Here is a 23610-nt window from a genome sequence, read left to right as displayed (position 1 = left end):
ATTAATGTTCATTATCTTCTCAGTAATACAGTCCCAATTTATTTTGGCTTGCCAGCAGCAATTGAAATTTGGCTTGTGTATCCTGGGATAGCGGTGTGTGAACAGTAACAACGGCAATGATTTCATATTTACGGGTTGCGGGTTTTGGGAAAAAGAGGTATACTATATTCAGTTTATAATACCACGCAAAACAGGAGGGATTGCATTATGATAGAAGCAACGAGCTGTGGCGGTGTGGTAATTCATCGGGGTAAGATTCTTACATTGTATAAATCTTACAGGAACCGTTATGAGGGCTGGGTATTACCGAAGGGAACAGTGGAACCGGGTGAGACGCATGAACAGACGGCATTGCGGGAAGTGATGGAAGAGGCTGGAGTGCGTGCGACCATTGTGAAATATATCGGGAAGAGCCAATATAACTTTACCGTTCCGGAGGACGTGGTTTCCAAAGAGGTACATTGGTATCTGATGACTGCGGATAATTATCATAGTAAGCCCCAAAGAGAAGAGTTTTTTGTAGATTCCGGATATTACAAATTCCATGAGATCTACCATCTGCTGAGATTTTCCAATGAAAAGCAGATTGTAGAACGTGCTTATCAGGAATATCTGGAAATGAGAAGCAACGGACTCTGGGGAAAACAGCATAAGTATTATTAACGAGAACAGGGCTGTGTTTTTACGACGCAGCCCGGTTTAAATTCAGGAGAAAACGGGAATACTTTAAATGAATTACGTTACAGAAGAAATGACTGTTGGGATATAAAAGACTGAGAAATAAAAAGGATAAGCTTATTGATTTGGTGTAGGCAGAAATGAGAGAAGGTGTAAGATGCTAAAGTGGCAGGAGAATTTTCTGGCAGGGGAATCTGTAAAGAATCCCGGTAAGATAAAAAAGAAATTAAATAGTGGAAAACTGGTGCCAGGCATTTATCTTCTTACATTATCAGAAAATCCATCTAATCTTATGGATATTATTCCGGCAGCGATGTTATTCCAGAAGAGCTTTTACGGAATCTGTCCTGAAATCATAGGAATGGCAAAGGGCAAGGAAGAGGCTCTGGAGATGGTGAGGAGCCTGATTGATGAAATGTATACGGAGACAGGAACCTTTGCAATAGCTGAATATATAGAAAACAGGTGAGAATATGTTACATATTTTATGGCTGATCCTTAAGTTTATATTGATCATACTGGGGATCCTGCTGGGACTTCTTTTACTGGCAGTGCTTCTTGTTCTGTTCTGCCCTGTGAGATATAAGGCATCAGCTGTTAAGACGGAAGGAGCCTGGAATCAGATAGAAGGAGAAGGCGTTGTAAGCTGGTTATTTCATGGAGTTTCGCTGAAAGCTGAATGGAAAGATCGGCAGATGGAAATGTCGTTTCATCTATTTGGAATTCCCGTAGATAAATTATTGAAGAAACGCCAGAAGAAAAAATCAGATTCGGAAAATACAAAGAATACAAAGAACACTTCAAAGAAATCGAAATCTGGTACAAAAAATTCGAGATCTCAGGCGGTAAATTCAAAGAATGAAGAGCATGAATCAGAAGTAAAATTATTGAATGATTCGGCAGACCAAGGTGTAAATTCTACTGAAAATCATACTAAAATCAATGAAAATGAAGAAAGTATAAGACAGGACCAGCACAAACCAGATAATGAATCAGAAAATACTGAAACGGTGACAAATGAAAATAAAATTCAACCAGAAGATACAGCTTCAGAGGAGGTTTCAGAACAGAAAACGTTCTTTATTAAAAGAATATATGACCGAATTCGAAATATATTCAAAGGAATTCGGACAAAATTGCAAAATATTCGCAGGACACTCAAGAAAGTCAAAAATAATCTGTCCTGGTGGAAATCTTTTCTCGAACATCCGAGAGTAAAAGCTGCCAGAACTCTGGTGTGGAAACATGCGAAATTTCTTCTTAAGCATATTTTCCCTACAAAGATAGAAGGACAGGTTGCATTTTCTTTTGAAGATCCGGCGCTGACGGGAACAGCACTTGCTGTACTTGGTATGACAATTCCTTTTCATAAGAACTGTGTTCAGATCAATCCTCGCTTTGATGGAGAGAATTATCTGCAGGGAAATATCAGGGCAAAAGGCAGAATCTATGGATTTGTTTTTCTGCGCGCTGCATTGATCATTTATTTTGATAAAAATATAAAATACGTTATAAAACGTTGGAAAACCAGGAGGGCATGACCATGGCAAACGAAAATAACTTTAAAGAAACTGTAAACTCATTATTCAAGGGAATGGACAGCTTTATCTCTGCAAAAACTGTAGTGGGAGAAGCAATCCATGTAGGCGACACGATCATCCTTCCTCTGATGGATGTTTCTTTTGGCGTAGGTGCCGGTGCTTTCTCAGGAGAGAAGAAGGATAACGGCGGCGGTGGAATGGCCGGAAAGATGACTCCATGCGCAGTACTTGTAATTCAGAATGGAACAACCAAACTTGTCAACGTGAAGAATCAGGATGGACTGACCAAGATTCTTGATATGGTGCCGGATTTTGTAGATCGTTTCACATCAGGAAAAGGTGACGATGAACCAATCAGTGAGCCTGAAAAATAAGACAGAAATCCGTTATAGGCATTCATAATAGAGTTTTTGCATAAACTATATCAAACCAATGAAAAAGAAAAGGCGCAGAAGAATTGGAAAAGCTGATAGGTTTTATGCTGTTTTTCATAGGGCTTGGGATGGTGATCGGATTATTGATCGCAGAGAATGTGATCCTGGTAGTTTCAGCCGGAATTTTCCTGCTGCTGGGATATCATCTTTTCTGCCACTGAAAATAATATATAAAAGAAAAAGAGACTACAGGATCAGCCATGATTTCTATAAAATTTTGTAGAATATCTGGCAGACTGTGGTCTCTTATATTTTTATCTGATAATTGTGGATTTTAACAGATTAGGTAAGTTTCATGTAATTGTAAATATCCATTGGATCATTGGAAATGAGAGGCTGATTTTCTAAAAGGTAAAAAAAATACCCCTGTAAAAACAGGGGCAATTGGTGTTATTATGCTCTTTCTACTTTACCGGATCTTAAGCAAGAAGTACATACATATGTCTTTCTAGCTCCGCCTTCAGCAGTTTTGATTTTAACGGATTTTACGTTAGATTTCCACATTTTATTGGATCTTCTATGTGAATGACTTACATTATTTCCGAAATGAGCAGCTTTTTCACAGATTGCACATTTAGCCATGATAGCACCTCCTTGACGCTTTATTGTTACTGTCTGCTGTGTGCCTGGTGTCTAAAACAGTAACCTTTTGTTCAACAGATTACATTGTAACAGATGAATTGTGCTTTTGCAAGCAAAAAAAGGAAAAAACTCAAAAATTATATTTCCTTTTCTGTAAAAAGAGGTTATAATACACTTACATACAATATATTAATTGGAGGTAACCATATGAATGGACGTATAGATTCCGGATTAGGTCAGATCATAATTGACACAGATGTAATCGCAACCTACGCAGGAAGCGTTGCAGTAGAGTGTTTTGGTATCGTAGGTATGGCTGCAGTCAGCATGAAAGACGGACTGGTTAAGCTTCTTGGTAAGAACAGCCTGAAACATGGTATCAGTGTCAGAATTACTGAAGACAATAAAATCCGCCTGAATTTCCATGTTATTGTGGCATATGGCGTGAATATAAGCACAATTGCAGACAACCTTGTCAGCAATGTCAAATATAAAGTCGAAGCCTTTACAGGAATGGAGATTGATAAGATCGATATTTATGTAGAAGGTGTACGTGCAATTGATTAGGATAGAGGAGGAACTTGTGGTGAATAACAAAACCATAGATGCCAGAATACTTTCCAGAATGTTTCTTGCAGGAGCCAAGAATCTGGAAGCTAAGAAAGAATGGATCAATGAACTGAATGTATTTCCGGTACCGGATGGAGATACAGGAACCAATATGACAATGACAATTATGGCAGCGGCTGCAGAGGTAGGATCTCTTGGAGAGCCTGATATGGAGTCACTGGCTAAAGCGATTTCTTCCGGTTCTCTGCGCGGTGCAAGAGGTAACTCAGGTGTTATCCTTTCCCAGCTTCTTCGTGGTTTTACCAAGAGCGTTAAAGGCAGCAAGGAATTGGATGCCAGCGCTATCGCAGCAGCGATGGAGAAAGGTGTGGAGACTGCATACAAGGCGGTTATGAAACCGAAAGAAGGAACAATTCTTACTGTTGCAAGAGAAGCAGCTGCGAAAGCTGTTGAAATTGCAGAGACAGCAGAGGATCTGGATACATTCTTTAAAGGTGTGATTGCTCATGCAGAGGAAACTCTGGCGAAGACACCGGAGATGCTTCCTGTTCTGAAAGAAGCAGGAGTAGTGGACTCTGGCGGACAGGGACTCCTGGAAGTATATCATGGTGCATATGATGGTTTCCTTGGTAAAGAGATCGATTATACTCAGTTTGATAAAGCGAAAGGACCTGCAGTAACTAAGATTGATGCTCAGACAGAGGCTGACATTAAATTTGGCTATTGTACAGAATTTATCATTCTTCTGAATCAGCCGATGTCCGGGGAGACAGAGCATGAATTCAAGAAATTCCTTATGTCACTGGGTGATTCTATCGTTCTTGTCGCAGATGATGAAATCGTGAAAGTACATGTTCATACAAATCATCCTGGACAGGCAATCGAGAAAGCTCTTACATTTGGTGCTCTTTCCCGCATGAAGATTGACAATATGCGTGAGGAACATCAGGAGAAACTGATCAAAGATGCCCAGAAGCTGGCGAAAGAGCAGGCTGAACAGGAAGAGAAAGAAGTAGCAGCACAGCCTCCGAAGGAAGTTGGGTTTATCTCCGTATCTGTTGGTAATGGGATGACAGAGATTTTTAAGGAACTGGGAGTAGACTATCTGATCGAAGGTGGTCAGACAATGAACCCAAGTACAGAAGATATGCTGAATGCAATCGCAAAAGTAAATGCAAAGACCATCTATATCTTCCCGAATAATAAGAATATTGTTCTTGCTGCAAATCAGGCAAGGGATCTTACAGAAGATAAAGAGATCGTAGTTGTTCCGACTAAGACAATTCCGCAGGGAATCACTGCTATGATCAGCTATGTGCCTGAGAAGAACAGTGCTGAGAATACAGAGGCAATGCTTCAGGCAATCGAGAATGTCAAGACGGGACAGGTTACTTATGCGGTTCGTGATACCAGAATTGATGATAAGGAGATTCATGAGGGAGATATCATGGGTATCGGTGATCATGGAATCCTGGCTGTTGGTAAGGATCGTGTGGAAGTTACGAAGGAGACTGTTGCAGAGATGGTGGATGAGGATTCTGAGGTGATCAGTATTTATTATGGTGCTGATACTGAGAAAGCGGAAGCTGAGGAACTGGCAGCAGCACTTGAGGAGGCTTATCCGGATTGTGATGTGGAACTTAATGCGGGCGGACAGCCGATTTATTATTATGTTATTTCCGTTGAATAATGGTCGTTAGGATTTAAATGAATATTTATAGGTAAATGAGGACGGATATAGGTCGCCGGAGAGGTGAGGTATATCCGTTTTCGTATTTCAATAGGGGACGGCAGGAAAGTTATTTGTTTTTATATGCGGTTTCGAGCTCTAAGATATTCCAAGCTATTAAAAACAAATAATTTTCCTGCCTGGTATTTAAATGTGATACGAAATATTTATGGAAAGAAAGGAAGCTGTGGTATATGTCAACATCTTTGCGTACGTTGAAGGGTGTAGGTGAGAAAACAGAGAAGCTGTTTTCGAAAATCGGGGTGACGGATGTGGAGTCGCTGTTGAGTTATTATCCCCGGAATTATGATGCGTATGAGGAGCCGGTGGAGATTAAAGCAGTGGAGGAGGGCTCTGTTGTGGCAATTTCCGGGACGGTTGTTACGGGGGTATATGTGAATCAGGTGAGAAATCTTCAGGTGATTACAACTACGGTGGCGGATCTTACAGGGAGGCTTTCGGTTACCTGGTTTAATGCGCCGTATTTGCGTTCTACGGTGAGAAAAGGGTGTGCTTTTATTCTGAGGGGAAGAATCGCGAGAAAGCAGGGAAAGCTGCAGATGGAGCATCCGGAGATTTTTACTCCGGCGGCTTATGAGGAGATTCTGCATAGTCTTCAGCCGATTTATGGGCTGACTTCAGGGCTTTCGAATAAGACAATCGTGAAGCTGCTTCATCAGGTGTTGAAGGAGCAGAATCTTCAGGCGGAGTATCTGGCGGATGAATATAAGGAGAAGTATCATCTGGCAGACAGGAATTTTGCAGTTCCGGCGATTCATTTTCCGAAGAATATGCAGGAGTTGTTATCTGCCAGGAGGCGTCTGGTGTTTGATGAGTTTCTTCTTTTTATTCTTGCGGTGCAGAGGTTGAAGGAGAAGACGGAAGAGGCGCCGAATGAGTTTCCGATGCATCCTGTCTGGACGACGGAGAAGATTATAGAGGATTTGCCGTATGATTTGACGAAGGCTCAGCTGAATGTCTGGCATGAAATTGAGAGGGACTTAAGTGGCCAGGCGTTGATGTCCAGACTGGTTCAGGGAGATGTGGGAAGCGGAAAAACGATTCTGGCTTTTCTGGCGATGATTATGACGGTTGAGAATGGTTATCAGGCTGTTTTGATGGCGCCAACGGAGGTTTTGGCGAGGCAGCATTTTCAGGCGATGGAGAAGTTGTTGCAGGAGCATAATATAGAATTTGGTCATCCGGTACTGCTTACCGGATCGGATACGGCGAAGGAGAAGCGGGAAAAATATGCGCTGATCGTATCGAAAGAGGCGAATCTGGTCATAGGAACGCATGCTTTGATACAGGAGAAGGTGCAGTATAATAATCTGGGGCTTGTTATTACGGATGAGCAGCACCGTTTCGGTGTGAAGCAGAGGGAAGCCCTGACGACGATGGGAAATCCGCCGAATGTTTTGGTAATGAGTGCAACACCGATTCCGCGTACTCTTGCTATCATTATTTATGGTGATCTGGATATTTCTGTGATTGATGAGCTTCCGGCGCAGAGACTTCCTATTAAGAATTGTGTTGTGGATACTTCTTATCGGCCCAAGGCTTATTCTTTTATGGAGAAGCAGATCCGTCAGGGACGTCAGGTTTATGTGATCTGTCCGATGGTTGAAGAGAGTGAGGGCATGGATGGAGAGAATGTTCTGGATTATACGATGAAGATACGGAATGTTTTTCCGCCTGATATTAAGGTGGCGTCTCTTCATGGGAAGATGAAGGCGAAAGAGAAGAATGCGGTCATGGAGGCTTTTGCAGCGGGAGAAATCCAGGTTCTTGTGTCGACGACGGTTGTGGAGGTAGGCGTGAATGTGCCAAATGCGACAGTGATGATGGTGGAGAATGCGGAGCGTTTTGGACTGGCACAGCTTCACCAGCTTCGTGGGCGTGTAGGGCGTGGAGAATATCAGTCCTATTGTATTTTTATGCAGGGAAATGGGGCGAAGGAGACTTCGAAACGTCTGGAAATTCTGAATAAATCTAATGATGGATTTTACATCGCAGGGGAAGATCTGAAGCTTCGAGGCCCTGGAGATTTGTTTGGAATCCGCCAGAGTGGTCTGCTGGAGTTTAAACTTGGAGATATTTATCAGGATGCGGATATCCTGAAAGCAGCCAGTGAGACAGCGGCAGATATTCTTTCTCTGGATGAAGATTTAAGCCTTCCGCAGAATCAGGAATTGCAGAAAAGGCTGTCTGAGTATATGAAAGAAGATTTGCAAAATCTGGGATTATAAGTAATATTGCACAAAATGGGAGCGAAAGAATATAGGCAAAGGCTGTCTGTTTGTAGTAATTTTTCCATGTAAAGGCAAAAATCATTGCAAAAACAGGAGATTAGTAGTATTCTATTTCCATAAAAAGAATAATTATACCTTGTAAGGAGGCTATCAAATGGCAACAAAAAAAACTACAGCAGATCTCAATACATCCACTGCGAAGACAACCAAAGTTAAAGAGGCTCCTGCAAAGACAACTGCTTCAGAAGTAGCTGTAAACAAAGAAGCTGAGAAGAAAGAAACCGATAACAAAGAAACTGCAAAGAAAGAGGCAGCAAAAACAACTAAAACTACAGCAAAGAAGACAACTACAAGAAGAACAACAAAGAAGGCTGCAGAGAAACCAGTTGAAAAAACTGCTGAAAAAGCTGCAGAAAAGCCAGTTGCAAAAGCAGCAGAGAAGAAGACAACTACCAGAAGAACTGCTAAGAAAGAAGCAACTGCAGAAGTATACGTTCAGTTCATGGGCAAAGAAGTCTATGCAAAAGATGTTTTAGAGAATGTAAAGAAGATCTGGACAGAAGAAATGGGCAAGAAGGAGAAAGATCTTAAAGACGTTAAGATTTATATTAAACCGGAAGAATATAAAGCATACTATGTAATTAATGGCGATATCACAGGCGCTATCGGACTCTGATATATAAAAAAGCAGAAGCAGGAAATAAATATATAAATACTGCTAAAAGATTCACTAATAAAAAATCAAATAAATGTCGGGACAGATGTTGTGATTTGTCTGGATGAATTCAGGAAACTCGGATGATAAGGTAAATTCATCTGAGTTTTTTATTTCTGCAATATTTTTCATTTCTGTAATATGAAAAAATTTATAGGAAATATTGTATCTATAATTTTTTCCACTGCCTGTCCTACTTGACAAAAATTATCAGTTAGTATAAGCTATCTTCGATGGATAAATTATTGATAATAATTAATCATTAGCCAATAACAACCAAATGACAAAACGAAAGAAGAGCGAACGATAATGACATTAAAAGATTTGGAAATTGGAAAAAGTGCCGTGATCAGATCGGTTGGTGGAAAAGGTGCCTTACGTCAGCATTTCCTGGATATGGGTATGATTCCCGGTGCGGAGGTTACGGTTGTAAAATTTGCGCCTATGGGAGATCCGATGGAACTGCAGGTGCATGGATATGAGCTGACCTTAAGACTGGCAGAAGCAGAACAGATAGAGATTGAGCAGATTCCAAGAAGAAGCAGAAGTCATAAAGGAATTGAATCTATGAGTGACGCAGAACATCCGGGACTGGGAGAGGAAGGAAAGTATCACTCCAAGAAAGACGAGCACCCTCTGCCGGAAGGAACTACTCTGACTTATGCACTGGTAGGAAATCAGAACTGTGGAAAGACTACATTATTTAACAAACTGACAGGCTCTAATCAGCATGTAGGGAATTTTCCGGGAGTAACTGTAGACCGTAAAACAGGTTCTATTAAGGGACACCCAAATACAGAGATTACCGACCTTCCGGGAATTTATTCTATGTCACCTTACAGCAGTGAGGAAATCGTTTCCAGAAATTTTGTTCTGGATGAGAAACCAAGTGCGATCATCAATATTGTTGATGCGACAAACATAGAGAGAAATCTGTACCTTACCATGCAGCTTCTGGAAATGGACATTCCGATGGTCGTTGCATTAAATATGATGGATGAGGTGCTGGGAAATCAGGGTTCCATTGATGTAAATATGATGGAAGCATTGTTGGGAGTTCCGGTAATCCCTATTTCGGCGGCAAAGAATGAAGGTGTTGATGAACTTGTAAACCACGCATTACATATAGCAAAATATCAGGAACATCCGCTGCGCCAGGATTTTTGCGATAAGAATGACCATGACGGTGCTGTTCACCGCTGTATTCATGCGGTAATGCATTTAATCGAGGACCATGCGACGCTGGCAGGCATCCCATCTCGTTTTGCCGCAACCAAGGCAATCGAGGGAGATCCTCTGATCATGGAGAAACTGAAGCTAGACACCAATGAGACGGAGATGCTTGAACATATCGTACAGCAGATGGAGACAGAACGCCAGGTCGACAGGAGTGCTGCAATCGCGGATATGCGTTTTGACTTTATCGAGCGATTATGTGAGCAGACCGTTGTAAAGCCAAAAGAGAGCAAGGAGAGGATTCGAAGTGAAAAGATCGACAGGATTCTGACAGGAAAATATACGGCGATTCCTTGTTTTATAGGAATTATGGCACTTGTTTTTTATCTGACATTCAATGTAATCGGTGCGTGGCTTCAGGGAATCCTGGAAATAGGAATTGATAAGATTTCTGCATTGACCGATGCAGCATTGACAGCTGCCAATGTAAACAGTGCCATGCACAGTCTGGTAATTGATGGCATCTTTACAGGTGTGGGAAGTGTTTTGAGTTTCCTTCCTGTAATTGTTACTCTGTTTTTCTTCCTGTCCCTTATGGAGGATAGTGGATATATTGCACGTGTGGCATTTGTGATGGATAAGCTTCTGCGAAAGATTGGTTTATCCGGTCGAAGTATTGTGCCGATGCTGATTGGATTTGGATGTACGGTTCCGGCGGTTATGGCAACGCGTACCCTTACAAGTGAACGTGACAGAAAGATGACGATTCTGCTTACACCGTTTATGAGCTGTACTGCGAAGCTTCCAATCTATTCTTTCTTTGTGAATGCATTCTTCCCAAAGAAAGGCGGGCTTATTATGACAGGATTATACCTGCTTGGTATTTTTGTGGGAATCCTGGCGGCACTTCTGTACAATGGTACTCTTTTCAAAGGAGAACCCGTGCCGTTTGTCATGGAACTTCCAAATTATCGTCTGCCGGGAGCGAAGAATGTTGCACAGTTACTGTGGGAAAAGGCAAAAGATTTCCTGCAGAGAGCGTTTTCTGTAATCCTGCTTGCAACTATGATTGTCTGGTTCCTCCAGAGTTTTGACCTGCATCTGAATCTGGTAAAAGATTCTTCTGACAGTATTCTGGCAATGGCAGCTGGACTTCTGGTTCCAATCTTTAAGCCACTTGGCCTGGGAGACTGGAGAATCTGCACCGCTCTTATCAGTGGATTTATGGCAAAAGAAAGCGTGGTATCGACACTGGAAGTGCTTTTCAGTGGAAGCATTGCTTCTGTACTGACACCACTGGCAGCAGCATCACTGCTTGCATTCAGCCTGCTTTATACTCCATGTGTGGCTGCAATCGCGTCAGTGAAACGTGAACTTGGCGGAAGATGGGCCATAGGTGTAGTTGTGTGGCAGTGTGTGGTTGCATGGATCGTTGCACTGATCGTTCGTTTTGTTGCGGCATTCATTATTTAACCAAATCAAGTAAGTCCCCTGCTTCAATTGCGAAGAGCAATAAGCAGTGGGTGGGGACTTGCTTGTATCAGAAGGGGTACAAGCCCCTTCTGATAAACTGCGAAGCAGTTATTTGGTTATGAGCAAGTAGCGAAAGCGGATTGCGAATATCCGATTGACTATTGATTAAAATCCTCGATCTACTGTCTGAAATAATGTGCAGCAGACGGGGATTTTTTATGCTATGAAAAATTATTCTGTAATGTTCTTATAATTAAAAAAAGTTTCCCGGACATTTTTATGATTAGTGAAGAATAAGGTCGAAAAAATTAGAAACTTTACGGAAAAAGCTTTTTATGCTATCATAGCGTCAATGACTAGTACAGCGAAAAGGTCTTCAAAAAAGATGAAAAAATAAGGAACAAAGGAGTAAATTCAAAGTATGGGAATTGTTGTGATCGGAGATGTATTTATTGATATAAAGGGATATTCCATAGCATCTTATATTCCTCAGGGAAGAAACGTAGGAACTATCGCACAGATTCATGGCGGCGTAGGCAGAAATGTAGCAGAGGATATTGCAAATCTGGAACTTAAACCAACATTTATCAGTCTCGTAAATGACGATGCCATGGGAGAGGAAGTCATCCGTAAATTGGAACGCCATAAAGTAGACACAAGTTATATGCGTAAAGTACCAAACGGTATGGGAACATGGATGGCAATCTTTGATAATAATGGAGATGTAGTTGCTTCTGTTTCCAAGAGACCAGATCACACACCGGTGGAATATATTCTGGATGAGTGTGGAGATGAGATTTTTAAGGACGCAGACAGCATTGCGATAGAGATTGATACAGACAGAGAAATCGTTAAGAAAACCTTTGCGTATGCAGAGAAATATAATAAGAAAGTATATGCAATGGTATCCAATATGAGTATTGCTGTAGAGCGAAGAGACTTTCTGAAAAGAACCTCCTGTTTCGTATGTAATGAACAGGAAGCAGGCATTCTTTTCTCCGAAGATTACAGTCAGACAGAACCGGAAGAGATGGCTAAAATCCTTGCAGAACGTGTGAAATCCGCACGTATTCCACAGATGATCGTGACAATGGGAGGACAGGGCGCTGTATATGCAGATCAGAATGGCGGATATGGCGTATGTCCGGCTATGAAGGTAGATGTAGTTGATACTACGGGAGCGGGAGATGCTTTCTTTGCAGGAACTTGTGCAGGACTTACTTATGGAAAAACATTAAAAGAGGCATGTGGAATCGGTACACGTCTTTCCTCCACTGTAATCTGTACTTCAGAGAATATCTGCCCGCGCTTTATGCCGGAGGAATTCGGACTAAATTATAATACAAAGAATAAAAATCAGAAATAAATTGCAGAAATATACGCTGCATGAAATGAAGCACATAGCAGTTAATATACAGCCAATGGAGGAAAAACAAAAATGGGAAGCATTGTGATTGGAGTTGCCGGAGGTTCCGGCTCTGGTAAATCTACTTTTACAAACAGGATTAAAGATTATTTCGGAGATGATGTAGTTGTTCTTTATCATGACAACTATTACCGCAGACAGGACGGAGTTCCTTTTGAACAGAGAGTAACTGTAAATTATGACCATCCGGATTCACTGGAGACAGAGCTTCTGGTAGAGCATCTGAAGCAGTTAAAAGAGGGAAAATCAATCGAGTGCCCGGTTTATGATTATACGAAACATAACCGTTCTGACAAGGTGATCAGAATCGATCCGAAACCGGTTATTCTTGTAGAGGGAATCCTGCTTCTGGCAGATCCGAGAGTGAGAGACCTTCTGGATATTAAAGTATATGTAGAAGCAGATGCAGATGAGCGTATCCTGCGAAGAATCTCACGTGACGTAGAAGAACGCGGAAGAGATCTCAACGGCATTATCAAACAGTACCTGACTACTGTAAAGCCTATGCATTACCTTTACGTAGAACCGACCAGATCAAAAGCTGATATTGTTATTAACAGCGGTAAGAATGATATTGCATTCGACCTGTTTGTCTCAAAAATCCGTCTGTTGCTGGATAAAAAGGAAGATTGAGTGTAAAAATAAAAGCAAGTTTCTAAGTTCATCAAGATATAGTGAACTTTGGAAACTTGCTTTTTGTAAAAAATTTTATAACGGTTTAACAGTTCTGTATTCTGAAGCCTATTGATGAAAACAGCTTGTAACCAGATCAGGTAAGCCTGTTGTTTCAGTTGTGAAGAGCAATAGACAGTTAACTATTTGTCAATAATGTGAATTATATCCTCACATGACTGAAGTCACGTGCTTCCAGACGCTTTAGGCGTCAGACTAAATATCGGCGGATACGCCTGTAACTTAGGTTTGCGCAGATATGCGCTTTTTCCCATGCCAGATATGGCAGGTCCCCACATTACAGGTAGTCCGCTGTATATCTGCCTGCATCTATGCAGCCATTAAGAGTCCCATCTCAGAACTGAGTTCCCTTAGATCTGCATAAACACATGAGGTTCTACGCTTTACTGCAGGGACTTTTGCCTCCAGCAAAGACCTTTCCGTTGCCGGAAGGGGTTTTAAAAGTTCACGGATAAAATATCTGGCCCCGATATTATAAGAAGCTGACAAGTCACAGTTATATCTTTTTCCCGTCTGAAATGCGCAGAGGCTGTGATTTCTCCAGTCACGCAGGACTATCCCTGATCCATCATACGCAAGCCTGCTCGTATTCCATGCACAGATCCTGGATATGCGCATCCCTTTCCTGTTCGTTGTGTGAATCAGATGTTCTGCTGCATTAAAGCGTTTTTTTGCTTCCGGGATCATTTTCAGTTCTGCCCACACCTGTTCATAGATTTCCGTCAGATAGCTGACCGCCTGACGATAGATTTCCAGTGTCTGGCGGATTGGGATATTCTGTTTTCGTATTTCCACACCATAACTGGATACCGTCTGCATTTTCTTCTCCTCTGAACTGTTTTTTTATTTTGTGCTATGAACAAATAGTACCATAGATATCTTATTCTGTAAACATACGTTCTTTTTTTGACAAAAAAATTGCGCGTCTAACTCATCACTGAAGTAACGAGAATGCGACGCGCGGTCATTCAACAGGAATATCATCTCTGGCATCCAGATCATTGATATATTTTCTTGTTTCCGCAACGATCACATTTGACAGAAGCAACACAGCCACGAGGTTTGGAATTGCCATCAATGCATTCAGGATATCGGCAACGGTCCATACAAGATTCAGGGAAATAACCGGTGCGATCGCGGCAACTGCGATATACAGTACGCGATAAGGAATCAGTCCTTTTTTACCTGTAAAATATTCCACACATCGTTCACCGTAGTAAGCCCATCCAAGAACTGTTGAGTAAGCAAAAGAAATAATGCCGACAACCAGGATCACCGGACCAAGTACCGGAATCTGCTGAAATGCCAGAGTGGTAAGCACACCGCCATCTGTGATACTTCCCATATCAATGGAAGGATTTTTCATAATACTTGTGACGAGAACCAGACCTGTCATGAGACATACAACAACGGTATCCCAGAAAGTTCCGGTGCTGGAAACCAGTGCCTGACGTACAGGATTTCTCGTCTGGGCGGCAGCTGCTGCGATAGGGGCAGAACCCATACCTGACTCATTGGAAAAAAGGCCTCTGGCAATTCCGTACTGCATTGCCATCATAATACCGCGTCCAACCAGTCCGCCGGCAGCAGCTCCTGGGGTAAATGCCATCTTGCAAATCGTTTTTACTGCCGGAATAATAAAATCATAGTTGATTCCCAGAATGATCAGACATCCAAGTACATAAAAGAAAGCCATGAACGGAACCAGGCGTTCACATACGGTTGCGATTGATTTGATGCCGCCAAAGATAACAAGTGCTGTCAGTGCGGCAACTGCGATTCCGATAAAAACCGGAGAGATATTCAGATTCTCATTACATACAGTTGCAATTGCATTTACCTGAGTAGCACATCCGATTCCAAAGGAAGCGAAGCCGCCGAAGAATGCAAAAAGCAATGCCAGCCATTTCATATGTAACCCGCGTTCCAGTGCATACATGGCACCGCCCTGCATACGTCCGTCTTTCGTTTTCACACGGTATTTGACAGCGATAAGAGACTCGCTGTATTTCGTGGCGATTCCGAAAATGCCTGTCAGCCAGCACCAGAGAACAGCACCAGGACCACCCAGCGCGATAGCGGTTCCCACACCAATGATATTTCCGGTTCCAATTGTAGAAGCGAGAGCAGTGGTAAGTGCACCAAATTGACTGACTTCGCCTTCTGCCCCTGTATCTTTCGTGACAGATAATCGGATAGCTGTACCGATTTTTCTCTGGATCACACCTGTGCGGACTGTCATAAAAATATGAGTCCCGAGAAGCAGAAGAATCATCCACCATCCCCATACAAGACCATCCAGTTTGTTAATGAAATTTGCGACAGAATTAATCATAGGCTTCCTCTCCTTTTTATGAATTTATGTGAGTAAAGAAAAGAAGATACATCTTTGAACTTTAAAGATACCGTTTTATATAATAAAAAATTAATGTTATATAAAAAAAAGCATACATACACGATAGTTCATGTGATGTACGCCTTTGTACGGTTCGTCTTTTAGTTACACACATATACACAGATACAAATATCTGTCTGAAATTAAAGATTAATCTCAGTAGTTAAATGTAATTATACTGTAAAAAATATAAAATTGCAATAAATTTTCCATGCTCTTCCTTAGTATACGAAAACTTCCAGTGTATTATTCTTCTAGCTTCATATACTAGCATTGCAACACCAAAACAATCAAAAATGAAAACAACAACCAAGGAGGAAATTGATATGTCAAACACAAAATCTTCTAACCAGGCAGCTGTACCAGAAGCAAAAGGTGCGTTAGACCGTTTCAAATTCGAGGTTGCAAACGAATTAGGTGTACCGCTTACAGATGGATACAACGGTAACCTGACATCCAAACAGAACGGTTCAGTCGGCGGATATATGGTCAAGAAAATAGTATCGGAACAACCATTGAATTTTAGATTTATGTTTTATATCATGATTTAAGCGTCAAAAGCTCATACCTATTCAGCAGTTATCTTTTACAGATTCTTTTCATTTTCTGACAAAACGGGAACAGCGAATGCTGGAAAAATCATGGGCAAAATATTTTGCTGATGAGATATTCCCAAAGATCGGTGAAAAACCGTATGCTGAAAACGGAGATAAGCAGGGAGGTTGTTTACTTGTATCTGAAAATGAATTAGACAAAAGCAGGATGACATGGTAGAATATAACAGCCAATTTAATAGAAAATCAACCGAAACCATTTTGCTGGTTTTTATTTTTAATTTTGTGCCATTTAAACGATTTAAAGAATGAGAATATGTTGGATTTACTATATCATTTATATGAGCGTATTGTAAAATACAAATTGACATATTTTTCGGGGGGCTATAATAGAACTAAAGAAAGTAAATATTTTAGCAAAACAGATGAAAGTCTGTGACGCAAAGCTATAGGGCCTGTAAAATGGCAGCCAGTTGCATATGAAATAGCAAAGGGATACTATGGTTAATTAGTAGTAGTTTCTTTGCTTTTTATTATGGTTTAGCTTATCTGAATAGAGTAACAGAGAAAAGAAATAGAAAGATTAAGTAAAAAAGATAACGGAGATTAAAGATGATAAAAAAGGAGGCTGACAGGCAGAACTACAGTATCCTTGCAGGAGAAGGAGCTATTCTGCGGATTTTAAAAGAAATATTCCGATCATTGCTGTGACTGCCAATGCCTTTAAGAGTGATGAAGAATATTGTGCTGAAGCAGGAATGAATGCTCATCTTTCAAAGCCTTTTGATATAAATAAACTAATGGAAGTACTTACATCCCTGTTGGACTTAGAATATACGGAGGATAAAAATGTTCAATAAAGAAAAGCAAAGTGAAAATAATATCTTTTCACTGGATAATACAAAGTTAAATGAAAACTGTCAAAAAATCGTACAGGATGCAGTGAGCGAACTGAATATTGTTGGATTCATGACAGGATATTATGATGAAAATCTTACAATTACACAGGTCAGTTCACACATGTTGAGGAATCTGGGATATACGTTTGAAGAATTTCAAAAGAAAACATCAGGTTCTCTGAGAAATCTTTTATATGGAGAAAACCAGACCTTTCTTGAATACGACAGGTTCCAGCGCCTTCAAGGGTGTGGAGAAGGACAGATGCTGATGAGCGATGGCACACCTGTATTTGTCCGTATGTGCAAGAAAGATGCCATAGCAGATGATGGAAAGCAGGTATGGGTATTGTCTGTTCAGATTGACTGGATGCAGCAGAATCTGAAACTGATCAATAACGTGATTCATTCTGGGATGTGGCATTTTGATTGTGACAAAAGCGGAAATATTAAGGAAGTGTGCTGGAGTCATGAGTTTCGCACGATGCTTGGGTATCATGACATTCTTGATTTCCCAAATAAACTGGAATCGTGGTCAGATTTGTTACATCCAGAAGACAAGGAAGCAACACTTGCACTGTTAGAGCAAGCAATTCAAGACAAAACAGATAGTGTGAAATATGACTGTGAATACCGCTTGAAGATGAAAGATGGTTCCTATCAATGGTTCCGGGCAAATGCCGAGACAACCAGACGTCTGGACGGAACAGTACGTTTTATTGTCGGTACATTCATAAATATTGACAAGAGAAAGCAGAGCGAGATGAAAGCACAGAGAAATGAGGCATTTCATCGCGCCTATACAGAGGGAAATATCTGCGAGTATTATGTAAATCTAAAGGATAATTCTTTTGAGTCACTAAAAGTAGAGGATTCTCTTCTGGAGATTTTTGAAAAGAGCCATACATGGGATGAACTGATTCAGGCATACCTGGATAATTATGTTGTTGATGAGGACAAGGAAGCGGTTTCTCATTTTTACAACCGTAATTTTATTGTTGAAAAACTGAGTGAAGGTTCAAAAGAAATTAACCTTGAATGCAGAATACGGATACAAGGTGATGAACACTGGGTTCGTAATGTCCTTATGAGAGGAGAAGAAAATGACGGTTCACGCTATGCAATGATCTTCGTCCGGGATATTACAGAAGCCAGAAAAGAAATGGAAAACATATTGGAGCTGACACGTAAGAATGATGCGATGGATCTGCTTCTTCAGGGAACAATGCGTCTGGTCAATCGTTTTGCTATGTGCAATCTGGAAGATGATACTTATAAGTTTTATAGTCTGCACGGAAAAAAGCCACCATACGATGCTTACGGAACATATCATGACCTGATCAGGAGGATTGCATCCCGCTATAAAGTGGTGGCAAAGGATGAAACGATTGACAAAGTGATTTCAGCAGATCATATCCGTGGCATGATTAGAAGCATGGATGATATTTATAAGCTGGAATATTGTACGGAAGATGAAAAGCATTTTAAGAGCATGGCTTTCATTCCTTTGTCTTGGAAAGACGGAGTACTTGAAAAGGTGCTGTTGATCGCACAGGATACCACTCAGGAAAAACTTGCGGAGATAGAATCGAGGATTGCTTTGAAGGATGCTTATGAAGCGGCTAACAAGGCAAACAGGTCAAAGACAGAGGTTTTATCAAATATGTCTCATGATATTCGGACTCCGATGAATGCAATCGTTGGTATGACAGCCATTGCCGGAGCAAATATTGATCATCCGGATCGTGTGATTGATTGCCTTGGAAAAATAACCAAGTCGAGCCGTCATCTGCTTGGTTTGATTAATGAAGTACTGGATATGTCACGCATTGAAAATGGAAAGATCGAACTGACGGAAGAAGACTTTAATCTGGCTGAACTGGTAGATAACTTGATCGCAATGACACGTTCCGAGATTGAAGCTCACCATCATGATTTTGAAGTACGGCTCAACAAAATTGAACATGAATATGTAAGAGGAGACAGTTTAAGAGTACAACAGATATTTACTAATATTATGAGTAATGCCATCAAATATACCCCAGATGGCGGCAAGATACTGTTTTCTATTACGGAAAAGCCTACCACTTCCCTGGGACGCCGCTGAAAAACTGTTTTTTCATACTATATACAGTGTCTCAAAGTTGATTGATGTACTTTATTTTGTGCTAATTTATACGCAAAAAGGACTTTTTCAGTGGCCTTCCCTGGATATAGGATGCTATGAGTTTGTGATTCAAGACAACGGTATGGGAATGAGCGAGGAATTTCAAAAGGTTATGTTTGACCCGTTTACTCGTGAAGATGATAAACGCATCAGCGAAATCCAGGGAACCGGTTTGGGAATGGCAATCACAAGAAATATCGTCAATATGATGAATGGAAACATTAAGGTAGAAAGCAAGCTGGGAAAGGGAAGCAGATTTACCGTTACTATTTTCCTTCGTCTGCGGGATGAAAAGTCAGAGACTATTGATGAACTGGTCAACTTGCCCGTGCTGGTTGTGGATGATGATAAGATATGCTGTGAAGGAACAGTGGCTATTCTTAATGAGATTGGAATCGACGGAGAGTGGGTACTGTCAGGAAAAGAGGCAGTAGAGCGTGCAGTGAAACGTCATGAGAATGGCAATGATTATTTTGTATATATTATTGACTGGCAGATGCCGGGAATGGATGGAATTGAAACAACAAGGCAGATACGCCAAAAGATAGGACCTGATGTTTCTGTCATTGTTCTGACGTCCTATGATTATACAAAAATCGAAGAAGAAGCCAAAGCAGCAGGAGTAGATGAATTCATTTCAAAACCGTTGTTCCGCTCAAGACTTACCGCAGCACTGCAAAAAATAATCTCCGGAAAGCCGAGTCAGGATGCAAGAGATTACCTGAAAAATATCGCTGCAAGTGATTATACAGGAAAGAAAATCCTTTTGGTGGAAGATAATGAACTGAACAGAGAAGTTGCAGCTGAGATCATAGGTATGACAGGTGCTGAGATTGAAACGGCTGTAAATGGAAAAGAAGCTGTAGATAAGGTGGCAGATCATCCAAATGGATATTATGATTTGGTCTTTATGGATGTGCAGATGCCGATTATGAATGGGTATGAGGCGGCTACAGCTATCCGTTCCCTGCCTAAACACAAAGGTGAGCTGTTGCCAATCGTTGCAATGACGGCAAATGCATTTACGGAGGATGTGATACTTGCAAAGAGTGCAGGAATGAATGAACATATTGCGAAACCTCTTGATATGGAAAAATTGAACAGAATGTTGCACGAATGGATGTAAGCCACGATAATAAAAAAATCAATTTACAGATGAGTGATAATTAAGAGGAGAAGGAAATAATTATAAGTAGAGTGTATTCAAGATTGTTTAATAATCCACCAAGAAGCAGTAAGGAATGGAAACTGGAATACAATGCAAGAACTTCTGCTGAGCGTTCTAATAAACGCGAGAAATTAGATTTTAAAGCTCATATAATGACACTATATTGACGTGACACGAGTATGTGAGTATACTGTAAACCATGTGGAGGTTTTGCGTATGTCAGCAACAAATCTGAACATCCGAACGGATAAGGAAATCAAAAATCAGGCTGAGGAGATTTTTAATGAACTCGGTCTGAATATGACAACTGTGATCAATATGTTTCTGAGAACTGTGGTTCGAGAATACGGCATTCCATTTGAATTAAAACTGGACGTGCCGCAGGAAACAGCGGCAGAAGCATTTAGAGAGCAAGAAATTGTTGTCTGACCTTTCAGAATGTAAATCCTCGAATGAGGAAACAATTAAAGGATAAATCTGAAAAGCGAATCAGCTGATGGAAAAATGCACGCTCTGCAGATGCGGTATTTACATCAGTCCCTTCCACATATTTCTATGAAATAAAAAGTGGAGTCAAATTGAATGAAAACACAATCGGACAAGAAGTCAGTCAAAGACATTAAGGAGTTAAAGCAGAGATTTACTAAGCTTTCCATAGGTTTATTTGCAATTTTGACGCTTTCAATCATATTGTTGGCATCAGCATATACATATATTCTGCAAAAATCGTATACAGATATCGCCCTTGAAACGGAACTCAAACGTGATATGGAAAATGCGGATGTAATCCATAAATTGGTAAATGAAAAAATCGGAAGAGAAGAATTTGCCACGCTCCGCCATCAATCTGATGAAAATACAGAAATGTATCACGAGGTTTCCTCGTTTCTAAATGAAATTCGAACGCTGAATTCAACCAGATATTTATACACTGCCACCCGAAATGAAGAAAACAGGCTGATCTATGTGGTGGACGGTCTGGATCCCAACGCAGGAGATGTCAGACATCCGGGAGACTATATTGAGGATGAAATGATTCCGTATATTAACAAGGCTCTTTCAGGAGAAACGGTGTATTCGCAGAACATTGTTGATACGACATGGGGTCCTATTTTCACAGCCTGTTATCCTATAACGGGCGATTTAATGGGCGATTCGGATGAAATAGTTGGTTCTTTATGCATTGAAATGGATATGCAGTCTGTGAATGGGCTGGTAGAGCGAACAAGAAGAGCATCCGTTTATGTTGGAACTATGGCAGGATGTGTGCTGTTTTTGCTTTGTGCTGTCTGCTTTATCAGCTACAAAAGAAAAAGAGAAGATGAAATTGAACAGAAGCTTTTGTTGAGCGAGGCTGCGGAAAAAGCAGAGACCGCAAACAGAGCAAAATCATCCTTCTTACTTAACATGTCACATGATATTCGATCACCTATGAATGCTATTATCGGGTTTACGGACATTGCACTGAACCAGACAAATGTATCTGAAATTCACGATAGTCTGCAAAAGGTAAAAATAAGTTCAGAGCATCTGCTGTTGTTATTGAATAATGTACTGGATCTTAGCCGTATCGAGAACGGAAAGGTAAGCTTCTCACCTGAGCCGGAGGATTTGCCTGTACTAATAGATAATGTGATTGCTATCGTGGATGGACTCCTGCTGAATCGGGATTTAACATTTGAGATACATCGCAACATCCCTAAAGAACTTTATGTTCTGACGGATGCAACAAAAATTCGTGAGATATTGACGAATCTTCTGAGTAATGCGGTCAAGTTTACAAAAGATGGCGGAACGATTACTTTTGAAATTAGTATCAAACCGGGCATAGACGAACGGCATATTGTAGGCAGTTATGTGGTAAAAGACAATGGCATTGGTATGAGTGAAGAATTTCAGAAAAGGCTGTTTGAACCCTTTTCACAGGAGGATAACGGCGCACGAACACATTATGCCGGAACGGGGCTTGGAATGGCAATTTCCAGGCAATATGTAGAACTGATGGGCGGTACAATTACGGTTCACAGCAAGAAAGAGTGTGGTTCGTCTTTTACAGTAGAAATTCCTATGGAACTTGCAGACCCAAAACAGATACCTGAGCTGAATCTGATACAGGATGTCAGCCTTAATGGAGTAAAGGTTCTTCTCGCAGAAGATAATGAGCTGAATGCGGAATTGGCAATCACGCTGCTCGAAGAAGCAGGTATGCATGTAACTCGTGCAGTAGACGGACAGGACGCAGTGGCTTGTTTTGCCAACAATCCAGCAGACACATATGATGTGATTCTAATGGATGTCCTGATGCCTAAAATGAATGGGCATCAGGCGGCAAGGGCAATTCGTGCAATGAGCAAGGAGCGCCCAGACGCTGCGAAAATTCCAATCATCGCACAATCTGCAAATGCTTTCAAGGAAGATGTACAGGCATCCTTGGATTCTGGAATGAACGGACACATTTCAAAGCCATTCAATATAGATGCAGTGACCACTGCAATAAAACAAAATATAAAGAGATAGAAGATTGAGCAACAATCCGATAACTATCAGAGCATCGTTCAAGGTTTATTTGGACGGTGCTTTTTCTATACCCATTTTTCAGAGAGAAAGCAGAAGCTGACAGCGGCAGGCTATGATTATTCTGCGGTGCAGAAGCGTGTCAATGAACTGCTCAGATAACTGAATAAGTACACAGCAGCAATGCCCATCGAGGAGTTGATTCCTTGGTGGGCATTATTTTTTTGCCTTTCAGTTCTTAAAGCGTAACCTTTTGTCCTTTCACCAGTAGAGGGCAGACAACACGATACGCACCCTCGGAACGGAGGTCACAGGATGACAGAATCACAGAAACAACAGATCATATCCTTTCGCAGACAGGGCATCGGATATTTGAAAATAGCACAGGAACTTGGCATTTCGCAGAATACGGTAAAGTCATACTGCCGCAGGAACAATCTGACGAAACCAATTGAATAACTGCGCGTCGCATTCTCGTTACTTCAGTGATGAGTTAGACGCGCAATTTTTATAAAAAATATTCAGAACAAATGTTTACTTAAAGAAATGCATATGGTATAATACAGACATGGAAAAAGATATATTTAATATAAATAAAAATCAGCTTTCATATGGTAGAGGATACGTATATTCTCTGCAGTATCATT

General features: G+C 41.0%; 23 protein-coding genes, 1 pseudogene and 1 riboswitch. Of the genes and pseudogenes, 21 read left to right on the top strand and 3 right to left on the bottom strand.

Annotated features, from left to right (window positions below; genetic code table 11):
- The first annotated feature begins 207 nt into the window (after positions 1-207).
- The 5 genes from WKT11_RS15960 to WKT11_RS15940 all read left to right on the top strand — a co-directional run bounded on the left by WKT11_RS15960 (position 208) and on the right by WKT11_RS15940 (position 2814).
- On the top strand, positions 208-663 hold the full coding sequence (locus tag WKT11_RS15960) for an NUDIX hydrolase (protein ID WP_055060056.1): 456 nt from the start codon (positions 208-210) through the stop codon (positions 661-663).
- A 172-nt stretch (positions 664-835) separates the two neighbouring features.
- Positions 836-1147 carry a hypothetical protein gene (locus WKT11_RS15955; protein WP_117677346.1) on the top strand — a complete coding sequence of 104 codons (312 nt, stop codon included), beginning with the start codon at positions 836-838 and terminating at the stop codon, positions 1145-1147.
- A 4-nt stretch (positions 1148-1151) separates the two neighbouring features.
- Positions 1152-2219 carry a DUF2953 domain-containing protein gene (locus WKT11_RS15950; RefSeq protein WP_118247878.1) on the top strand — a complete coding sequence of 356 codons (1068 nt, stop codon included), beginning with the start codon at positions 1152-1154 and terminating at the stop codon, positions 2217-2219.
- A 2-nt stretch (positions 2220-2221) separates the two neighbouring features.
- Positions 2222-2593 (top strand): GerW family sporulation protein, encoded by a 372-nt coding sequence (locus WKT11_RS15945; RefSeq protein WP_117677344.1) that lies wholly within the window; start codon positions 2222-2224, stop codon positions 2591-2593.
- Positions 2594-2676: 83 nt separating this feature from the next.
- Positions 2677-2814 carry a hypothetical protein gene (locus tag WKT11_RS15940; protein ID WP_178760763.1) on the top strand — a complete coding sequence of 46 codons (138 nt, stop codon included), beginning with the start codon at positions 2677-2679 and terminating at the stop codon, positions 2812-2814.
- A gap of 232 nt (positions 2815-3046) precedes the next feature.
- Here the strand turns inward: WKT11_RS15940 and rpmB are convergent, their stop codons facing one another.
- Positions 3047-3235: a 50S ribosomal protein L28 gene (gene rpmB / locus WKT11_RS15935; protein WP_019161496.1), complete on the bottom strand. Its 189-nt coding sequence runs from the start codon at positions 3233-3235 to the stop codon at positions 3047-3049.
- 207 nt (positions 3236-3442) lie between these two features.
- On the opposite strand from rpmB, the gene WKT11_RS15930 reads away from it, so the two are divergent.
- From WKT11_RS15930 to udk, 7 genes are all read left to right on the top strand, one after another.
- Positions 3443-3802, top strand: coding sequence for an Asp23/Gls24 family envelope stress response protein (locus WKT11_RS15930; RefSeq protein ID WP_020993850.1), 360 nt, complete (start codon positions 3443-3445; stop codon positions 3800-3802).
- Between the two features lie 58 nt (positions 3803-3860).
- On the top strand, positions 3861-5495 hold the full coding sequence (locus tag WKT11_RS15925; protein ID WP_445291953.1) for a DAK2 domain-containing protein: 1635 nt from the start codon (positions 3861-3863) through the stop codon (positions 5493-5495).
- Positions 5496-5728: 233 nt separating this feature from the next.
- Positions 5729-7783, top strand: a complete 2055-nt coding sequence (gene recG / locus WKT11_RS15920; protein ID WP_340285201.1) for an ATP-dependent DNA helicase RecG — start codon at positions 5729-5731, stop codon at positions 7781-7783.
- 157 nt (positions 7784-7940) lie between these two features.
- Entirely contained in the window at positions 7941-8462 is a 522-nt protein-coding gene (locus tag WKT11_RS15915; protein WP_117677341.1) for a DUF6465 family protein, read from the top strand.
- Between the two features lie 348 nt (positions 8463-8810).
- Positions 8811-11150: a ferrous iron transport protein B gene (feoB, locus tag WKT11_RS15910; protein ID WP_117677340.1), complete on the top strand. Its 2340-nt coding sequence runs from the start codon at positions 8811-8813 to the stop codon at positions 11148-11150.
- Positions 11151-11571: 421 nt separating this feature from the next.
- On the top strand, positions 11572-12516 hold the full coding sequence (locus tag WKT11_RS15905; protein ID WP_117677339.1) for a carbohydrate kinase family protein: 945 nt from the start codon (positions 11572-11574) through the stop codon (positions 12514-12516).
- 72 nt (positions 12517-12588) lie between these two features.
- Complete coding sequence (gene udk / locus WKT11_RS15900) at positions 12589-13209, top strand: uridine kinase (protein WP_117677338.1); 621 nt, start codon at positions 12589-12591, stop codon at positions 13207-13209.
- A 369-nt stretch (positions 13210-13578) separates the two neighbouring features.
- Here the strand turns inward: udk and WKT11_RS15895 are convergent, their stop codons facing one another.
- Positions 13579-14088 (bottom strand): hypothetical protein, encoded by a 510-nt coding sequence (locus WKT11_RS15895; RefSeq protein ID WP_340285200.1) that lies wholly within the window; start codon positions 14086-14088, stop codon positions 13579-13581.
- A gap of 145 nt (positions 14089-14233) precedes the next feature.
- The gene (locus tag WKT11_RS15890; protein ID WP_117677707.1) at positions 14234-15604 is read right to left on the bottom strand and encodes an alanine/glycine:cation symporter family protein; all 1371 of its coding nucleotides are present in this window, start codon (positions 15602-15604) and stop codon (positions 14234-14236) included.
- A gap of 386 nt (positions 15605-15990) precedes the next feature.
- Between WKT11_RS15890 and WKT11_RS15885 the strand changes: the two genes are divergently transcribed.
- From WKT11_RS15885 to WKT11_RS20090, 9 genes and pseudogenes are all read left to right on the top strand, one after another.
- A complete protein-coding gene (locus WKT11_RS15885) occupies positions 15991-16215 on the top strand; it encodes an alpha/beta-type small acid-soluble spore protein (protein ID WP_117677706.1) in 225 nt (74 codons plus the stop codon).
- Between the two features lie 76 nt (positions 16216-16291).
- Entirely contained in the window at positions 16292-16438 is a 147-nt protein-coding gene (locus WKT11_RS15880; RefSeq protein WP_181977751.1) for a hypothetical protein, read from the top strand.
- A gap of 185 nt (positions 16439-16623) precedes the next feature.
- A riboswitch (cyclic di-GMP riboswitch) is annotated at positions 16624-16699 on the top strand.
- Positions 16700-17067: 368 nt separating this feature from the next.
- Positions 17068-19221 (top strand): PAS domain-containing sensor histidine kinase, encoded by a 2154-nt coding sequence (locus tag WKT11_RS15875; RefSeq protein WP_340285199.1) that lies wholly within the window; start codon positions 17068-17070, stop codon positions 19219-19221.
- The gene (locus WKT11_RS15870) at positions 19139-20407 is read left to right on the top strand and encodes a response regulator (protein WP_117677703.1); all 1269 of its coding nucleotides are present in this window, start codon (positions 19139-19141) and stop codon (positions 20405-20407) included. Before WKT11_RS15875 ends, WKT11_RS15870 begins: the two co-directional genes overlap by 83 nt.
- Before the next feature lie 258 nt (positions 20408-20665).
- The gene (locus WKT11_RS15865; protein WP_117677702.1) at positions 20666-20878 is read left to right on the top strand and encodes a type II toxin-antitoxin system RelB/DinJ family antitoxin; all 213 of its coding nucleotides are present in this window, start codon (positions 20666-20668) and stop codon (positions 20876-20878) included.
- Positions 20879-21031: 153 nt separating this feature from the next.
- On the top strand, positions 21032-22966 hold the full coding sequence (locus WKT11_RS15860; protein ID WP_117677701.1) for an ATP-binding protein: 1935 nt from the start codon (positions 21032-21034) through the stop codon (positions 22964-22966).
- Positions 22967-22969: 3 nt separating this feature from the next.
- A complete protein-coding gene (locus WKT11_RS20095) occupies positions 22970-23125 on the top strand; it encodes a hypothetical protein (RefSeq protein WP_445291952.1) in 156 nt (51 codons plus the stop codon).
- A 153-nt stretch (positions 23126-23278) separates the two neighbouring features.
- Complete coding sequence (locus WKT11_RS15855) at positions 23279-23422, top strand: helix-turn-helix domain-containing protein (RefSeq protein WP_117677700.1); 144 nt, start codon at positions 23279-23281, stop codon at positions 23420-23422.
- Between the two features lie 109 nt (positions 23423-23531).
- Positions 23532-23610: pseudogene (locus WKT11_RS20090) on the top strand (IS200/IS605 family transposase); the annotation flags it as partial.

Source organism: Blautia sp. HCN-1074 (genome assembly GCF_037890165.1).
Lineage (GTDB): Bacteria > Bacillota > Clostridia > Lachnospirales > Lachnospiraceae > Blautia_A.
This window is presented reverse-complemented; position numbering and strand designations above follow the sequence as displayed.

Bases quoted from the DNA above. Each gene is read 5' to 3' on its own strand.
- WKT11_RS15875 (WP_340285199.1), top strand. From the start codon at position 17,068: ATGTTCAATAAAGAAAAGCAAAGTGAAAATAATATCTTTTCACTGGAT.
- WKT11_RS15870 (WP_117677703.1), top strand. From the start codon at position 19,139: ATGCCATCAAATATACCCCAGATGGCGGCAAGATACTGTTTTCTATTA.
- feoB (WP_117677340.1), top strand. From the start codon at position 8,811: ATGACATTAAAAGATTTGGAAATTGGAAAAAGTGCCGTGATCAGATCG.
- WKT11_RS15950 (WP_118247878.1), top strand. From the start codon at position 1,152: ATGTTACATATTTTATGGCTGATCCTTAAGTTTATATTGATCATACTG.
- WKT11_RS15860 (WP_117677701.1), top strand. From the start codon at position 21,032: ATGAAAACACAATCGGACAAGAAGTCAGTCAAAGACATTAAGGAGTTA.
- WKT11_RS15895 (WP_340285200.1), bottom strand. From the start codon at position 14,088: ATGCAGACGGTATCCAGTTATGGTGTGGAAATACGAAAACAGAATATC.
- WKT11_RS15945 (WP_117677344.1), top strand. From the start codon at position 2,222: ATGGCAAACGAAAATAACTTTAAAGAAACTGTAAACTCATTATTCAAG.
- recG (WP_340285201.1), top strand. From the start codon at position 5,729: ATGTCAACATCTTTGCGTACGTTGAAGGGTGTAGGTGAGAAAACAGAG.
- WKT11_RS15915 (WP_117677341.1), top strand. From the start codon at position 7,941: ATGGCAACAAAAAAAACTACAGCAGATCTCAATACATCCACTGCGAAG.
- WKT11_RS15925 (WP_445291953.1), top strand. From the start codon at position 3,861: ATGTTTCTTGCAGGAGCCAAGAATCTGGAAGCTAAGAAAGAATGGATC.
- WKT11_RS15930 (WP_020993850.1), top strand. From the start codon at position 3,443: ATGAATGGACGTATAGATTCCGGATTAGGTCAGATCATAATTGACACA.
- WKT11_RS15955 (WP_117677346.1), top strand. From the start codon at position 836: ATGCTAAAGTGGCAGGAGAATTTTCTGGCAGGGGAATCTGTAAAGAAT.
- udk (WP_117677338.1), top strand. From the start codon at position 12,589: ATGGGAAGCATTGTGATTGGAGTTGCCGGAGGTTCCGGCTCTGGTAAA.
- WKT11_RS15960 (WP_055060056.1), top strand. From the start codon at position 208: ATGATAGAAGCAACGAGCTGTGGCGGTGTGGTAATTCATCGGGGTAAG.
- rpmB (WP_019161496.1), bottom strand. From the start codon at position 3,235: ATGGCTAAATGTGCAATCTGTGAAAAAGCTGCTCATTTCGGAAATAAT.
- WKT11_RS15890 (WP_117677707.1), bottom strand. From the start codon at position 15,604: ATGATTAATTCTGTCGCAAATTTCATTAACAAACTGGATGGTCTTGTA.
- WKT11_RS15880 (WP_181977751.1), top strand. From the start codon at position 16,292: ATGCTGGAAAAATCATGGGCAAAATATTTTGCTGATGAGATATTCCCA.
- WKT11_RS15885 (WP_117677706.1), top strand. From the start codon at position 15,991: ATGTCAAACACAAAATCTTCTAACCAGGCAGCTGTACCAGAAGCAAAA.
- WKT11_RS15905 (WP_117677339.1), top strand. From the start codon at position 11,572: ATGGGAATTGTTGTGATCGGAGATGTATTTATTGATATAAAGGGATAT.
- WKT11_RS15855 (WP_117677700.1), top strand. From the start codon at position 23,279: ATGACAGAATCACAGAAACAACAGATCATATCCTTTCGCAGACAGGGC.
- WKT11_RS15865 (WP_117677702.1), top strand. From the start codon at position 20,666: ATGTCAGCAACAAATCTGAACATCCGAACGGATAAGGAAATCAAAAAT.